At 64.1% G+C, this 14,691-nt stretch carries 14 protein-coding genes, 1 tRNA gene and 1 riboswitch; of the genes, 4 read left to right on the forward strand and 11 right to left on the reverse strand.

Going from position 1 to position 14,691, the window contains the following annotated elements; translation table 11 throughout:
- Positions 1-26: 26 nt before the first annotated feature.
- Entirely contained in the window at positions 27-1,196 is a 1,170-nt protein-coding gene (gene sucC / locus ABEA06_RS14210; RefSeq protein WP_303382323.1) for an ADP-forming succinate--CoA ligase subunit beta, read from the reverse strand.
- Between the two features lie 227 nt (positions 1,197-1,423).
- On the opposite strand from sucC, the gene ABEA06_RS14215 reads away from it, so the two are divergent.
- On the forward strand, positions 1,424-2,158 hold the full coding sequence (locus ABEA06_RS14215) for a hypothetical protein (RefSeq protein ID WP_345311933.1): 735 nt from the start codon (positions 1,424-1,426) through the stop codon (positions 2,156-2,158).
- 6 nt (positions 2,159-2,164) lie between these two features.
- Here the strand turns inward: ABEA06_RS14215 and pcrA are convergent, their stop codons facing one another.
- Both pcrA and ABEA06_RS14225 read right to left on the reverse strand, forming a co-directional pair.
- Positions 2,165-4,618: a DNA helicase PcrA gene (gene pcrA, locus ABEA06_RS14220; RefSeq protein WP_345311934.1), complete on the reverse strand. Its 2,454-nt coding sequence runs from the start codon at positions 4,616-4,618 to the stop codon at positions 2,165-2,167.
- 53 nt (positions 4,619-4,671) lie between these two features.
- A complete protein-coding gene (locus ABEA06_RS14225) occupies positions 4,672-5,403 on the reverse strand; it encodes an NHL repeat-containing protein (protein ID WP_303382320.1) in 732 nt (243 codons plus the stop codon).
- Positions 5,404-5,567: 164 nt separating this feature from the next.
- Here ABEA06_RS14225 and ABEA06_RS14230 point away from each other — a divergent pair, with 164 nt between their 5' ends.
- Complete coding sequence (locus tag ABEA06_RS14230; RefSeq protein ID WP_303382319.1) at positions 5,568-6,263, forward strand: hypothetical protein; 696 nt, start codon at positions 5,568-5,570, stop codon at positions 6,261-6,263.
- Positions 6,264-6,308: 45 nt separating this feature from the next.
- Here the strand turns inward: ABEA06_RS14230 and ABEA06_RS14235 are convergent.
- Positions 6,309-6,381 (reverse strand) — tRNA-Arg (locus ABEA06_RS14235).
- Positions 6,382-6,444: 63 nt separating this feature from the next.
- Between ABEA06_RS14235 and ABEA06_RS14240 the strand changes: the two genes are divergently transcribed.
- Positions 6,445-7,335 carry a DUF4031 domain-containing protein gene (locus ABEA06_RS14240; RefSeq protein WP_303382318.1) on the forward strand — a complete coding sequence of 297 codons (891 nt, stop codon included), beginning with the start codon at positions 6,445-6,447 and terminating at the stop codon, positions 7,333-7,335.
- Here the strand turns inward: ABEA06_RS14240 and ABEA06_RS14245 are convergent.
- From ABEA06_RS14245 to ABEA06_RS14260, 4 genes are all read right to left on the reverse strand, one after another.
- Positions 7,306-7,578, reverse strand: a complete 273-nt coding sequence (locus ABEA06_RS14245; RefSeq protein WP_303382317.1) for a hypothetical protein — start codon at positions 7,576-7,578, stop codon at positions 7,306-7,308. The two genes, ABEA06_RS14240 and ABEA06_RS14245, sit on opposite strands and share 30 nt — an antisense overlap.
- Positions 7,579-7,790: 212 nt before the next feature.
- Positions 7,791-8,825, reverse strand: coding sequence for an NlpC/P60 family protein (locus tag ABEA06_RS14250; RefSeq protein WP_345311935.1), 1,035 nt, complete (start codon positions 8,823-8,825; stop codon positions 7,791-7,793).
- 235 nt (positions 8,826-9,060) lie between these two features.
- Entirely contained in the window at positions 9,061-9,732 is a 672-nt protein-coding gene (locus ABEA06_RS14255) for a C40 family peptidase (protein WP_345311936.1), read from the reverse strand.
- A gap of 5 nt (positions 9,733-9,737) precedes the next feature.
- Positions 9,738-9,905, reverse strand: a riboswitch (cyclic di-AMP (ydaO/yuaA leader).
- A 328-nt stretch (positions 9,906-10,233) separates the two neighbouring features.
- Entirely contained in the window at positions 10,234-10,950 is a 717-nt protein-coding gene (locus tag ABEA06_RS14260; protein WP_303382314.1) for a metal-dependent transcriptional regulator, read from the reverse strand.
- Positions 10,951-11,138: 188 nt separating this feature from the next.
- On the opposite strand from ABEA06_RS14260, the gene serC reads away from it, so the two are divergent.
- Positions 11,139-12,269 carry a phosphoserine transaminase gene (gene serC / locus ABEA06_RS14265; protein WP_303382313.1) on the forward strand — a complete coding sequence of 377 codons (1,131 nt, stop codon included), beginning with the start codon at positions 11,139-11,141 and terminating at the stop codon, positions 12,267-12,269.
- A gap of 84 nt (positions 12,270-12,353) precedes the next feature.
- Here serC and ABEA06_RS14270 read toward each other — a convergent pair whose 3' ends face one another.
- The 3 genes from ABEA06_RS14270 to ABEA06_RS14280 form a co-directional block, all read right to left on the reverse strand.
- Entirely contained in the window at positions 12,354-13,583 is a 1,230-nt protein-coding gene (locus tag ABEA06_RS14270) for an MFS transporter (RefSeq protein ID WP_303382312.1), read from the reverse strand.
- Positions 13,584-13,648: 65 nt separating this feature from the next.
- Positions 13,649-14,206, reverse strand: a complete 558-nt coding sequence (locus ABEA06_RS14275) for a DUF3027 domain-containing protein (RefSeq protein ID WP_345311937.1) — start codon at positions 14,204-14,206, stop codon at positions 13,649-13,651.
- Positions 14,199-14,582 (reverse strand): cold-shock protein, encoded by a 384-nt coding sequence (locus ABEA06_RS14280; protein ID WP_303382310.1) that lies wholly within the window; start codon positions 14,580-14,582, stop codon positions 14,199-14,201. Before ABEA06_RS14280 ends, ABEA06_RS14275 begins: the two co-directional genes overlap by 8 nt.
- Between the last annotated feature and the right edge of the window lie 109 nt (positions 14,583-14,691).

Raw genomic sequence — 14,691 nt, forward strand, 5'->3', positions numbered from 1 at the left:
TTCCTGATAGCTCTACGCGTGGGCGATTACTTGGCGGAGTTGGCCAGCTCGGCGGCCTTGTCGGCGCCGGAGTCCATGGTCTGCGCGGACGTGACCAACGGGTGATTGGCGTCCGCGAGGATCTGGCGACCCTCGTCGACATTGTTACCGTCCAGACGAACCACGATGGGCTTGGTGGCGGAGTCACCCAGGATTTCCAGGGCCTTCACAATGCCGTTGGCCACCGCGTCACACGCGGTGATGCCGCCGAACACGTTGACGAACACGGACTTGACCTGCGGGTCGTTGAGGATGACATCCAGACCGGCGGCCATGACCTCAGCGGAGGCGCCACCGCCGATGTCCAAGAAGTTGGCGGGCTTCACGTTGCCATGCTTCTCACCGGCGTAGGCCACGACGTCCAGCGTGGACATCACGAGACCGGCACCATTGCCGATGATGCCCACTTCGCCGTCGAGCTTCACGTAGTTGAGGTCGTTCTCCTTGGCCTTCTCCTCCAGGGGATCGGCCGAGGACTTGTCGGCCAGGCCGGCGTGGTCCTCGTGACGGAACTCGGCGTTGTCGTCCAGGGAGACCTTGCCGTCCAAAGCCAGAACATCGCCATTACCCGTCTTGACCAGCGGGTTGACCTCCACCAGGGTGGCGTCTTCCTTGGTGTAGACCTCCCCCAGCTTCACGAGAACGGGCACGATCTTCTCCGCGGTCTCGGAATCGAACTTGGCCTGCTCCACGATCTCGCGGGCCTTGGCCTCGGTGATGCCTTCCGCCGGGTTCACGTCCACGCGGGCCAGGGCCTCGGGTCGTTCAACGGCCAGCTGCTCGATCTCCATGCCGCCCTCAACGGAGCACATGGCGAGGTAGGAGCGGTTGGCCCGGTCCAGCAGCACCGAGAAGTAGTACTCCTCGGCAATGTCCGCGCCCTCGGCAATCATGACGCGGTGGACAGTGTGACCCTTGATGTCCATGCCAAGGATGTCCTGGGCGTACTGGTAGGCCTCATCGGCAGTCTTGGCGACCTTCACACCGCCGGCCTTGCCGCGACCGCCTACCTTGACCTGCGCCTTGACGACGGTCACGCCGCCGATCTTCTCTGCTGCTGCCTTGGCTTCTTCGGGGGTGGTGGCGACAATGCCGGCCAGCACGGGGACACCGTGCTTTTCGAACAGGTCGCGTGCCTGGTACTCAAACAGGTCCACGGATAAGTGTCCTTTGCGTCGAGGTGTGGTGTCGGTCCGCCCAAGCTCGATGCTTCAACGGATCGACCTGATAGATCGGGGTAGACCGCACGAGCGCGCGGCCATACTGCCCTCAGGGTGATTTTAGTCCATGTATTCGATAACTCGCGTCACACTTCAGTAGATGCAAAGCTCATTGGTCGCCGCAATTCATTGATTACGCCCCCTCGGCTGATTGACTGGTCTCCATGCGTAGCGTGGAACTAGCGGATGTATGGGATGCCCGCCCCGCCGACCGGGGGTTCATGACAGCTCTGGCCACCCTGTCCTTCGTGGCGCTGGGACTCGAGCTCGTGGTCGACGGGTCGGTGCTGACCGTCACCGGGGACGTCCCCGCCTATTATCCGCTGGGATGGCAAATGCTGTTCTGGGTCGGCCTGGGCCTGGCGTGGTTCGTCCTGGCGCGGTCATTGGTCGGTTGGTCCCGCAGACGCGGGTTGGACCCGCTGCCTTCCCGGTTCGCCGCCGCTCTGAGCCACCGGAGATGGTCCAAGATCTTTGTCTGCTTCGTGGTCGCCGTGCTCGCTGCCATTGTGCTGCCGGTATCCGTGGCGGATTCGTGGAGCATGACCCCGGTCCGCGTCTACTTCGAGCTCTACAGCATGCACGGACCGATCGCGTGGCTGCCCATGCTTGCCTGGCTGGCTTATCACGTGGGCCGGGCCTGCCTGATTGCAAGCCTCCTGGCCTATGCCCACCGGGCCTTGTTTTTGCGCCTCACGTTCCCCGCCGCACGCTACGTTCCCTGGGGTGGATTGGTGGCGGGGGCCGTGCTGGGCGCCGTGATGTTCCTCGCGGCCGGGCCGGCCGTTGCCCTGGCCATTGTGGTCAGTACGGTGCTGCTGGGAATCATCCATGTGCTCGACGGGGAGTCGCTACGCATCACCGCGGTGTTCACCGCGCTGGTTTTCCTGTTCCTCTAGGCCTGCTCACTCGACTTTGCTGATGGGCGCATAGCGCAGGAGCAGCCGCTTCTCCTCCGAGCCGAAGCGCACCTTGGCCACCGTCTTGTCCCCCGAGCCTTCGAGTGAGATCACGGAACCTCTGCCGAACGCCGTGTGTTCCACGCTGTCCCCCACGGACAGCGTGGGAATCTCCTTGCGCGGTTGCACTCGCCCCGCCGACGCCGCTGCGAGCCTGGAGAACGACGCCCCCGAACCGGCACCCGCGGCCCAGGATGAACCGCGCATGGCGTCGCGGCGGTCACCGCCCGCGTGGATGGGTGATCCCCACCCCATGCTCCCGGACGCCGAGCCTTCGCGCTTCCAGTCCAGTAGGTCGGCGGGAATCTCTTCCAGGAACGGACTGGGCGGATTGAACTGCGATTGACCCCACATGGAGCGGGATTCCGCACGCGTGAGGTACAGCCGCTGCCGGGCACGGGTGATGCCCACGTACGCCAGGCGGCGTTCTTCCTCCATGCTGGAGGGGTCCAGGAAACTGCGTTGATGCGGGAAGATGCCGTGCTCCATGCCGGTGAGGAACACGACCGGGAACTCCAGCCCCTTGGCCGTGTGCAGTGTCATCAGCGTCACCACACCCTGCGAACGGGCCTCCGCCACTTCCTTGGCGATCTGCTGGGCGCTGACCGTACCGTCCGCGGGTTCAGGCTGCTGCGGAATCTGATCCGCATCCGCCACGAGTGCCACGTGTTCCAGGAACCGCCCCAGCCCCGCATCGGGGTTGTCCCTCTCGAACTCGCGAACCACGGCCACGAGCTCGGCCAGGTTCTCCACCCGGGACTCGTCCTGGGGATCATTGGAGGCGCGCAGTGACTCCAAATACCCGGATTGTTCCAGGACAGCTTCGACCACGGTGGTCACCGAGGAGGTGCGAGACAGTTCCTCGAGATCGTCCATGAGCTGCACGAACTTCTCCACGGCATTGGCGGACCGCTTGGCCAGCCCGGGAGCCTCGTCCAGGCGATGCATGGCCTGGCTGAAGCTGATGCCCTCGCGGTCCGCGAGGGCGGCAATCGAGCCCTGCGCGCGGTCGCCGATCCCGCGCTTGGGCTCGTTGATCACCCTCCGGACGTTGATGTCGTCCGCGGGATTCGCAATGGCCCGCAAATACGAGATGACGTCCTTGATTTCTTTGCGCTCGTAGAAGCGTGTGCCGCCAACCACCTTGTAGGGCAGCCCCACGCGCATGAGGATCTCTTCGAGGGAGCGTGACTGCGCATTGGTGCGGTAGAAGACCGCCACGTCTCCGGGGCGGACCCCGTGTTTGTCCTGCAGCCGGTCGATCTCTTCGGAAATGAACCGGGCTTCTTCGTGTTCGTTCTCCGCGGCGTAGCCGATGATGGGGGCTCCGCTGCCCTCGGCCGTCCAGAGCTTCTTGTCCCGACGACCCGAATTCTGCGAGATCACGGAGTTGGCCGCCGAGAGAATGTTTTGAGTGGAGCGGTAATTCTGCTCCAGAAGAATGGTGCGGGCGGACGGGAAATCTCGCTCGAAATCGGTGATGTTGCGAATGTCTGCCCCGCGGAACGCATAAATGGACTGATCCGAATCGCCCACGACCGTCAGCTCCGCCGGGGGTAGCCCGGTCTCATCACGGTACGTCCCGGAGGTGCCTCCCACGAGTTCTCGCACCAGGGCGTACTGGGCATGGTTGGTGTCCTGGTACTCGTCCACCAGGATGTGCTTGAAGCGGCGGCGGTAGTAGTCGAGGACCTGCGGGAACGCGCGGAACATGTGCACCGTCTCCCCGATGAGATCGTCGAAGTCCAGGGCGTTGGCGGCGCGTAACCGCTGCATGTACCCCCGGTACACCTCGGCCACCGCCATCTCGAACGGATCGGTGCTGTTGGCACGGGCAAGAAACGACTCATCGTCCACGAGCTCGTTCTTGAGAGCGGAAATCTTGTGCTGGATGGCCTTGGGAGCAAATCGTTTGGGATCCAGTTCATGCTGCTTGGCCACTTGGGTGATCAAACGCAGCGAATCGGCGGCGTCGTAAATCGAAAAATTGGCGGTGAGGCCCAGCGTCTTGGCCTCGCGGCGCAGAATCCGCACGCACAGGGAGTGGAACGTGGAGATCCACATGGAACGGGCCGAATCCCCCACGAGATCCTCAATCCGCTCTCGCATTTCGGCCGCGGCCTTATTGGTGAACGTGATGGCCAGGATTTCCCCGCGGTTCGCGCGTCCGGACGCCAGAAGATAAGCGAGGCGATGCGTGAGAACTCGTGTCTTCCCCGACCCCGCGCCCGCCACAATCAACAACGGAGAGCCCGCGTGTACCACGGCTGCGCGTTGCGGCTCGTTCAATCCCGCCACCAATTGCCCGGCGGAGGCACCCGCGTGAGCGGATGTGACGGGTGCGGAGTCCGAACGCACGGAAGCGGCCGAGAGCAAAGGGTTGTCTGCGAGGTAATCCATGATTGGCCCAGTGTATCCAGGCCGTCAGACACCAATTAAATAGAGATGTTATCTCACACGTACTTGGGCTCCAGCATGTGTCGCCCATTGGCGTCATCGACCCACAACTGGGAATCGGCCACGGTCACCCGGACCGGGGCCTCCAACTTGAAATCGTCATCGTCGAACTCGTTGGGGTCCTGATCGGGTCCACCGTAGGTTGTGAAGACTTCCATTTCATTGAGGTCCAGGTGCCGGATGGCGTGATTGCCGGTGTCCGCCACCACGATCGAACCGTCGTAGAGGACCTGCAGATCTTCCGGATGGTTCAGCTGGGCCTCGTCCGCCGGACCGTCCTGATATCCCGCGCCGTGCCGGCCGATCACGGTGACCACTTGGGGCCCGCCGTCGGGTCGGTCGGTGTCGATCTCGATGTAACGCAACGAGGACGAATCCTTGTCGACGAACCACAGTCGGCCGTCGCCGGATTCGGTGATGGACACCGTGGAAGCGAACTTGGCCTGTGCAATACGACCGTCCCGGCGCCCTTTCTCCCCGGTTCCGGCGTATTCCTGGAGGGTGTCAGTGTACGCATCCCATCGGAACAATTGATGCCGGACGGGAACAGCCGCAATGACGGCAGACAGTTTGTGGGACCACACGATGTCGACGATCTCGGCTCCGTCCAGGCAGGAGCAATCAATGCTCCGCCGAACGGTGGCGTGATCGGCTTCGTAAAGCGTGAGGGACTTCCCTTGCTGCACGCGCATGAGCAACCCGTCCGGTAGGCCAATGGAAAGTTCCACAACCGTCACCATCCTTCCGCGGTGCCCGCGGGGCACCTTCTCCCACCGGCCGTTGTCCGGTGTGTACCCGTAGTCACAAAGCCTACTCCCACGGTGTCTGCATGTCCCCGACAGCGGTGAACCGCCGTCGGGCGCACAAAACGGGGATAATGAACGGTATGGGCATGACCAATTCACAAAAGGCCAAGAAGTACGGAGCTTCGAGCGGAACTTCCGGGGACGCCGGTTCGTCGGCGGCCCGGCCTGCTCGGCGAGGGCAGCACGTGCATGAGATGCCCAACGGCGCTCTCAGAGCCGAGCCGGGTAAGGCCTCGTCCGCGGCCATCGTGGTCGGAGCGGCCCTGATCATCGGTATCGCACTCTGGGCGTACTACACCTTTGTTGTCCTCCCGGGCTTCAGCGCCGGGGCTGCGGGCGGCATGCCGGTCCCCGAAATGCAGTGGAGCGGGGTGGACCAGCAGTACATAACGCAGTTCTCCCACGCCCTGGGAGAGACCGGGCAGGCCGACTACACCGGCGTTCACGCAACCACCGGCTTGTTCGCCCCGCTACTCTTCGCCCTGGGCATGGTGTTGTTCTTCGGCCTGAACACCCCCAAGAGGTCGCTCAAATGGATGTTCTGGCTTGTGGCGCTGGCCTACGCAGTGGTCTTCGTGGTGGGAAACCGCGCATTGGAGGCCGCCGTGACGACTCCCGAGGACGCATCCTTGGTGGCCGCGGCGTCGGGGCTCGTGATGGCCCGCTGGGCACTGTTGGCGGCGGTGGTCGTCGTGGCGCTGATCGTCAATGTCATGATCGTGCGCCGGAAACTCAACGACTTCGCCGAGGGCAAGCTACCCGGCCAACGACCGCGCGAGTGACCCCGAGTACGCAAAAGTCCCACCGGGTCCGGTGGGACTTTTTCGTGCCCTCGATTGGATTCGAACCAACGACACCGGCTTTAGGAGAGCCGTGCTCTATCCCCTGAGCTACGAGGGCAACGAGAACTTAGTTTATGCCGCGTGAGCACCGACCGCGAGTCGGAACCCCCACAATGGAACCATGACCCTGTTTATCGATCCGCCCCGATGGCCCGCGCACGGCACAGTCTTCTCCCACCTGGTCTCGGACACCTCCGTTGCCGAGTTGCACGCCTTCGCGGCGGCCCTGGGCATCTCTGCGCGCGCCTTCGACCTGGACCACTACGACATCCCGGCGCACCGCCACGCGGATGCCGTGGGTGCCGGCGCCATCCCGGTGGACGGCAAAGAGTTGGTCAAGATCCTCGTGGCCAGTGGTATGCGGGTGCCCGCACGACGCCGCCCCAAACGGTTGGCCTCCACGCTCCGGCAGCGGTGGCACAATACGTTCCCCGCAATGCCGTGGCTCAGTGAAGAACTCGTGGAACGCTGGAGCGAACCGCACCGTAGTTACCACGATCTCAGTCATTTGCTGCGCGTGCTCGAATCCATCGACGCTCTTGTCACGGCACGTGAGCACCCCGAGCTCGTGGCTGCGGCGTGGTTCCACGACGCTGTTCATCAGGGCCAGGCCGGCACGGACGAACGGCAGTCGGCGGACCTGGCCCGGAATCGACTCAAGCTGGCCGGCTGGAGCCGCAGCGCATGCGATCGTGTGGCCCAGCTGATTCTGGCCACACTCGAACACACGCCGGACGCGGACGACGCCGACGCACAGGTGTTGGTGGACGCGGATCTGTCGATCCTAGGAACGGACGAAGCGACGTATCGGGAGTATGCACGTGATGTACGCGACGAGTACCGGCACGTCCCCGATCGGGAATTCGCGCCGGCCCGAGCAGAAATCCTGTCCCGACTCTTGGACAAACCTGCCCTCTTCCACACCGAACGGGGCTTCCTGCTGTGGGAAGAACGGGCACGAAGCAATGTGCGTCGGGAGATCTCAGCGTTGCAAGCCCTCGCCCGGCACTGAGGGCGGGGCCTGCAGCGCGGACTTGGAACGGCGTCGTCGGAAGACAATCGTGGCGGCCACGAGGCCCACGACGATGCCCACGCCGCCGAACACGGACAGCCACATGGCAGCGTGGCCCACAAAGGCAGCCACGATGAACCCCACAATGATGCCGGGGACGGCACCGGCCACCATACCAATGGCGAGATACGTGAATTCCTGGTCCAGGGGCGTGCGCGCGGCGCGCGAGTAATCGGTGGGCATGGTTCCTATTTTAGGCGCAACCGCTGAGTGCCGCGTGGGGGTTCCCCTTGACGACATCGCGTGTACAACGCAAAAACACACGAACCCCGTGGTCGGCGGGGTTCGTGTGTTCTTGCTGTTTCTCACCAGGGCCGGGTACACAACCGGTCCCGACTTGATGCGTAGCCCCCGTCAGGAACGGGAACCTACCGCGGAACAGTGAGTGTTCTTACTCAGCTCACGCGGATGAATTCGGGGCCGGAGCCCACGTTGACGCTCGCCTTCACGGTCTGGCTACCGTTCCAACCACCGTGGATGGCCTGGCCGTTACCGGCGTAAATGGCCACGTGTGCTGAGCCGGAACCGCCGTTGGCGTAGTAGGCAATGTCGCCGGCCTGGGCCTCAGCCGCGGACACCTGGGTGCCGAGCGACTTGTAGCTCGCGGGCCAGCCGTGGTGGTTGATGCCAACAGCCTTCAGGGAGTTGGTCACCAGCATGGTGCAGTCCTGGGTGACACCGATCTGAGCTTCAGCCGCACCCAGGATGGCCTGGCCCTTGTTGCTGGACGCAACGTTGGAGGACTGCGTGGAAACGGTCGTGGTCTTCTCAGCCGTCGCGGCCGGAGCCTTAGCAGCCGGAGCGGTGGTGTTGGACGCAGTGGTCACAGCCGGAGTGGCGGGAGCCTGGTAGGCGACACCGGCATCCTGAGCGGCAGCGGCTTCACGAGCCTGGGTCTCGACGGTCGCCGGAGCAGCATGGCGGCCCTGAGTAGCGGGAGCCTGAGTAGCGGGAGCCTGAGCGGCCGGAGCCTGAGCGGCGGGAGCCTCGGCAGCGGGTGCAGCCGGGGCAATCGGAGTCACGTTCTCGGAAGCGGGAACAACGTTGATGGAAGCGGCTTCAGCGGCGGGAGCCTGTGCGGCCGGAGCAGCCTCAGCAGCCGGAGCAACGTCCGCAGCGGGCACAGCCTGGACAGCGGCGGGAGCTGCCGGTGCAACCTCAGCCTCGGGTGCTGCCTTCTCTTCCGTCTTCTCGGCCTTCTTGGCCTCGGAGGAGTCGGACTTGGCGGCCGGCTCTGCGGTCACGGTCTGCTCAGCAGCAGGAGCCTCGGCCACGACGGCCGCGGGGCTCTGCTCGGAAGCGTTCTGGGTTGCCTGCACGGAGACGGTGGTGGCCAGGGCCAAACCGGAGAATGCAGCAACGGCGGCCACGGTGCGGGCCTTGCCGGCGAAGAGGCCGGCGCGAGTCTGGGTGTTCGTTTCGGGCGACATACGTCAGGGTTCCTTACGCGTTCGGGGACCGTCCGGGGCACGGGAGTGTGCTGAAGATGGGCGCGCGTGTACACGCGTCAATCGATCAAATTCGGACGGAGAGGCACAATCGTGCCGGAGATCAGTCGAGGGGGGCCCATCGGGGGGCCCGGCTGACGGTGCAGTGGTACATCACGTGCCCGTCAAGACGCGCAGATGCTGGGCGGGAATAGGGCCGCCGCCCAGCTCATGCGGATCAGCGGAAAGTGTAGTAACCGTCCAGCTGCATGGCGTTCACGGAGTGCACTGCGGTGCCCTGCGAGGGGTTCAGCGCGGAGATCATCTGGCCATTGCCGATGTAGATGCCAACGTGGCCTCCACCGTTCTGGGAAACCAGATCGCCGGGCTGGGGGTTGGAGGTGGGGGTGCCTGCGGCAATCTGTGCCCAGCTCACGCGGGGCAGGTCGATACCGTTCTGCGCGTAAACCCACTGGGTGAAGCCGGAGCAGTCCCAGCTCTTGAACGAAGTGCCGCCCAGGACGTACGCGCCGCCCAGGCCCTGGTAGGCAGTGCCGACCAGGCCGCTTGCGGAAGAAGTGGACTGGGTGGAAACGCCCGAGTCCTGCTGGGTGTTGCTGGCTGCCTGTGCCACGCCGCTGTCGACCGTGGCGGCCGGGGTCTGCACGGCGGTGGACGCGTCGGAGGTCCAGGAGTAGCTGTTGCCGGCCTCGGAGCCCCACGAGGACACGGACTGGGTACCGTAAGAGGTGGTGCCACCCAGGTCGATGATGTCGCTGTTGGCCTGAGCCGGAGCCACGATGCCTGCCACTGCAACACCGGCAGCAGCTGCTGCGATGGACGTGTTGCGGACCGCGTGTGACGCGGTCTCAGCGCGGTGACGGGCTGAGTTCTTCTTAATGAAAGTCATTGCGGTTTTCCTCCCTGCGCCTACGAGGTGAGCTGTCGGGTTCGGATGGGAGTCATCCGGCCGCACGTCGGCTTGTAGCTTCGATACGACTTAACCCCAAGGACCCATGAAACTTGGCGGGCCCGAAGTTGGTTCCCCCGCTTCTGCCTTGCGGATGTGTGTGTACGGATCACACGCGATGGCAGAACTAGGCGGTACGCGTGTGAGCGCCAATCCGACCAAGGATCGGCACGAGAAGAACAGTACAGGACAGATAACGAAATTGTCACGTTTTGATTACGACAGGTCACGGACCGAGCATAGTCATGGATCAATCAGCGGGTATTGATAAGGTTTTACTACTCAATTAGCGCATGGTCCGGCTGTGCAGTCCGATTGCCGCGCCCCGTCAAATCCGCCCTGACCTGCCCGGACAATCCCTACTACCGGGTATGTGATGCGTTTCACAGATAGTACATATCGTGATGATCCACACATTAGGGGACGGGCCGGACATTGTTATCAAACACGGCCCTTGTCGAGGTCCACGCGGATCGCTTTGGCGCTGGCTCGCTCCAGTTCCACACTGTGCCCGGTGGCGGATACCGTGACCAGGACACGCTCGTCATCGGACTCCGAGGGCGCCACGGTAACCCGGGCACCATTGAGCACTCCCGCCGAGCTGAGGGTTTCAATCAAGTCCTGATCCGCCTGGATCACCTCGGGCAAAAGGCGCACGGTGAAGATTGCGGAACGGTCCTGATCCGCGGCATCCAAGAGGTTCATCCCCTTGAATCGCTCCGCGCCCACTTGGGGGCCGCCAATGGCGCCCATCCCGGGAATGGGCGTCCCGTACGGCGAATACCGGGGTTCGTCCAACAGCGCCATCAGGCGCCGCTCCACTCGTTCGCTCATGACGTGTTCCCACCGGCACGCTTCTTCATGCACGTAGGCCATGTCAAGACCCACGACATCCGCCAGGAGCCGCTCCGCCAAGCGGTGTTTGCGCATGACCTCGATGGCCCTGGCCCGACCCGTGTCCGTCAACGACAGGGAACGGTCCTTGAGCACCTCGAGCAGTCCGTCCCGCTCCATCCGTGACACGGTTTGCGACACCGTGGGGCCGGAGTGCTCAAGCCGCTCCACGATGCGCGCGCGCATGGGCACGATGCCCTCTTCCTCCAGTTCGAGCACGGTGCGCAGGTACATCTCGGTGGTGTCGATCAAATCGCCGCTCATGGTCCATCCTTCGAGGAATCTGGGTGCGCGTCGAGTGGGTGCGCTCTCATAGGGGTTTCGTGAATCATTCACGATAAGCATATCGGTCCATTCCGACAGGACGGACCGCTCCGTCAGGCTGCGACCTCGGCGAGAGCAAGGGGGCAGAATGGTGTCAGCCCCAATGATCCACCATGCTAGGAGCCTTTGTGTCCGAGTTGCCTGTCCTTCCCACCTCCCTGCTGCCCGCCGACGGGCGTTTCGGTGCAGGCCCCTCCCGTGTGCGCCCCGACCAAGTGACCGCCCTGGTCCGTGCGGGCTCGAACCTGCTGGGCACCTCCCACCGACAGGCTCCGGTGCGTCATCTCGTGGGCGGGATCCGTGAGGGGCTCGCCGAATTCTTCGATCTTCCCGACGGCTACGACATCATCCTTGGTCTGGGAGGCGCGAGTACCTTCTGGGACAGTGCCGCATTCAGCCTGGTTCGACGCCGCGCACAGCACCTTTCATTCGGTGAGTTCGGGTCCAAGTTCGCGCAGGTGACCGACAGGGCACCGCATTTGGAACCCTCGGACATTCTCCGGGCCGAACCCGGTACCCGTCCGGCCGGGCCCGAACCTCGAGAGGGCATCGACGTCTACGCGTGGCCGCAGAACGAGACGTCCACGGGTGTGATCATGGACGTGGCTCGCCCGGTCGGAACGGACGCGGACGCCCTCACGGTGATCGACGCGACGTCGGCGGCCGGTGGAATGTACGTGGACGCATCGCAGACCGACGTTTATTACTTCTCTCCGCAGAAGAATTTCGGGTCCGACGGCGGCATCTGGTTCGCTGCCGTATCTCCCGCCGCACTGGAACGCATCTCGGAGATCTCCCGCTCCGATCGCTGGATTCCCGATGTGTTGTCCCTGGCCACTGCGGTGGAGAATGCCCGCAAGAACCAGACCTACAACACGCCGGCGCTGGCCGGGTTGGTCATGCTCGACCAGCAGGTGCGGTGGCTCAACGACAACGGTGGGATGACGTGGGCGGCCGGTCACACCCGGACGACATCCTCGCTCGTGTACGACTGGGCCGAGCGCACCCCGTCCGCGACACCGTTCGTGACCGACCCCGCACACCGGTCCCCCGTGGTCTGCACCATTGATTTCGACGACACCGTGGACACCGCGCGGATACTGTCCGTCCTGCGCGCCAACGGCGTGGTGGATGTGGACCCCTACCGGAAACTGGGGCGCAACCAATTGCGCATCGCCACTTTCGCCTCGGTCCCCGAAGCGGATGTCGAGGCCTTGCTCGCGTGCATCGACTGGACGCTGGAGAACGCCCTGTCCTGACGGTGCGGCCGTCATGGAGAAAACCGCAACGGGCGGCGTCGTTGGTTCACGACGCCGCCCGCTGCCGTTCACGGCCGCGCTTTCCTAGGCGGCCGGTTGCCCCCGAGAAGCCCTGTCCTGTTCCGTGCGAAGGCGCCAGAAAAACCACGCGCCGATCAGCGCGCCGGCCGCACCCGCGGCGACCGCGGAGCCCATACCCCAGCGCGCGCCCAACGTGTCCGTGAGCCAACCGACCGCGGGCGCACCCAGGGGCGTGCCACCCATGAAGATGGCCATGTAGAGGCTCATCACGCGGCCGCGCATCACCGGTGACGTGGTCGTCTGGACGTAGGCGTTGGCCGTGGTCATGATCGTCATGGCCGATACACCACTCGGGATGAGCCACAGCGCGAAGATGAGGAGGGTGGGGGCCGTGGCTGCGCCCAGCGTGGACACGGCGAATGCTATGCAGCCCGCGTAGAGGAACCGTAAGCGGGCTCTCGCGCGTTGAGCGGCCAACAGTGCCCCCGTGACGGTGCCGACAGCGAGCACCGAATTGAGCACACCGAATTCCTGGGAGCCGCGGCCGAATTCGGAGCCCGCCATGGCCGCAAGATAGACCGCAAAGTTCATGCCGAAGGTACCGATCATGAAAATGGTGGCCATGACCGCCACCAGGTCCGGTCGGTGCGCCACGTAGGCCATGCCCTCGCGGATCTGGCCCCGGCCACGCTTGGTCTTGGGCATCAACCGTAAGTGGTTGTCATCGATGGCCAGGATCGCGGCGATCATGGCCGCGAACGTCACGGTGTTCAACAAGAACACCCAGCCGGAACCAATCACGGCCACCAGAACGCCGGCGACTGCGGGTCCGATCAACCGGGCGGAGTTGAACGATGTGGAGTTCAGGGCCACAGCGTTGGAGAGGTGGGTGTCGGGAACCATCTCCGAGACGAACGTCTGACGAACGGGTGCGTCGAAGGTGGCCACAATGCCGAGACCCAGCGCAAAGGCATACACGGTGGGCAATTCGGCAACGCCGAACAACACCATGAGTCCCAGGCCCGCCGCCAGCAGGCCCATGAAAGTCTGCGTCACCACCAGGATCTTGCGCCGGTCGTACCGGTCGGCAGTGACGCCGGCGTACGGAGCCAACAACAGTTGGGGCAGGAACTGCAGTGCCATCACCACACCCATGGCCGTTGCGTCGTGATCCGTGAGTTCGTCGAAGACCAGCCAGGACTGGGCGGTGCGCTGCATCCATGTCCCGATATTGGAAATCAGTGCCCCGGTGAACCACAACCGGTAATTGCGAATCTTCAGGGAACGAAACATCCCCGTACCCGGAGTTGCCTCCGGGCCGGGGCGCTCGCTCCCTGAATCAATGGGCGTTCGCGGCGCTACGACGATTCCTCGTTCTCGTGCTGGGCTTGGTCGGCCTCCGAATGATCCGCCGGGGGGCCCGCAACGGGGCCCTCATCCGCGGTCACAGTGACACGAGAGTCCTCCGCGGCGTCAGTGTCCTCGGACGACGACCCGCTCGAGGAATCCTCGCCTTCGGCCTCGTGCTGGTCGTTGACAGCCTGCATGCGCTCTTCCCACGGAACCCATTCCGGGGCCAACAATGACGTCTCACCGGCCAGCAACCCGACCTCACACACGGTCACCAGTTTGGTCCGAGGTGCCCTGGCCACCGTGGCGAACCACGTCCACCCGGGATACCCGGCCATGGTGCAGTCGAAGAGATGAGTCAGCAGACGGTCCTCGTGGACCTCGATACCGAGGTGCTCACCGATATTCTCCTCGCCCGCGGACTCCACGACCGCCTTGCGCGCGGTCTCGACGGCCTGGGCCAGAGTGGGGTCCTGCTTGGGGTTACGACGCCGCGCGGTCACCGCGGCGGCCTGTTGCGCTACCTGGGCAACATCTTCTGCCGGGTTGGTGGTTACCTCAGACATCGAGCTCATCCGCCACGGTACGGAGGATGGATGCGATCTTGTGCCCGTGGGAGCGATCCGGGTACCGGCCCTTACGCAAGCCGTTGGACATCTCATCCAGGAGCCGAATCAGGTCCTCGGTCAACACAGCCATTTCCTCGGCCGGTTTACGGGTGTTGCGCGCAACAGAGGGCGGCTTGCTGATAATCGTGGCGGACAACGCCTGCGCGCCACGACGACCGGCTGCAACGCCGAAGTCCATCCGGGTTCCCGGTTTCACCGTGGTGACGCCCTGCGGCAGGGCGGAGGAGTGCAAAAACACTTCCTGCCCGTCATCCGTTGCCAGGAAGCCGAAACCCTTCTCGGAATCGAACCACTTGACTTTGCCCGTGGGCACGCGGATCACCTCAGTTTCTCTTGTCTTGCTCCAAGCCCTAGTGGGCGGGGATTCACGGTCGTCTAAGAACTCTCGAGTCTATCCTCTCCCCGGCCTTGTCGAATTCGCT

It is taken from the genome of Kocuria gwangalliensis (genome assembly GCF_039544365.1).
Lineage (GTDB): Bacteria > Actinomycetota > Actinomycetes > Actinomycetales > Micrococcaceae > Kocuria > Kocuria gwangalliensis.

Bases quoted from the DNA above. Each gene is read 5' to 3' on its own strand.
- ABEA06_RS14230 (WP_303382319.1), top strand. From the start codon at position 5,568: ATGACCAATTCACAAAAGGCCAAGAAGTACGGAGCTTCGAGCGGAACT.
- pcrA (WP_345311934.1), bottom strand. From the start codon at position 4,618: ATGGATTACCTCGCAGACAACCCTTTGCTCTCGGCCGCTTCCGTGCGT.
- ABEA06_RS14245 (WP_303382317.1), bottom strand. From the start codon at position 7,578: ATGCCCACCGATTACTCGCGCGCCGCGCGCACGCCCCTGGACCAGGAA.
- ABEA06_RS14250 (WP_345311935.1), bottom strand. From the start codon at position 8,825: ATGTCGCCCGAAACGAACACCCAGACTCGCGCCGGCCTCTTCGCCGGC.
- ABEA06_RS14255 (WP_345311936.1), bottom strand. From the start codon at position 9,732: ATGACTTTCATTAAGAAGAACTCAGCCCGTCACCGCGCTGAGACCGCG.
- ABEA06_RS14260 (WP_303382314.1), bottom strand. From the start codon at position 10,950: ATGAGCGGCGATTTGATCGACACCACCGAGATGTACCTGCGCACCGTG.
- ABEA06_RS14215 (WP_345311933.1), top strand. From the start codon at position 1,424: ATGCGTAGCGTGGAACTAGCGGATGTATGGGATGCCCGCCCCGCCGAC.
- ABEA06_RS14275 (WP_345311937.1), bottom strand. From the start codon at position 14,206: ATGTCTGAGGTAACCACCAACCCGGCAGAAGATGTTGCCCAGGTAGCG.
- ABEA06_RS14240 (WP_303382318.1), top strand. From the start codon at position 6,445: ATGACCCTGTTTATCGATCCGCCCCGATGGCCCGCGCACGGCACAGTC.
- ABEA06_RS14270 (WP_303382312.1), bottom strand. From the start codon at position 13,583: ATGTTTCGTTCCCTGAAGATTCGCAATTACCGGTTGTGGTTCACCGGG.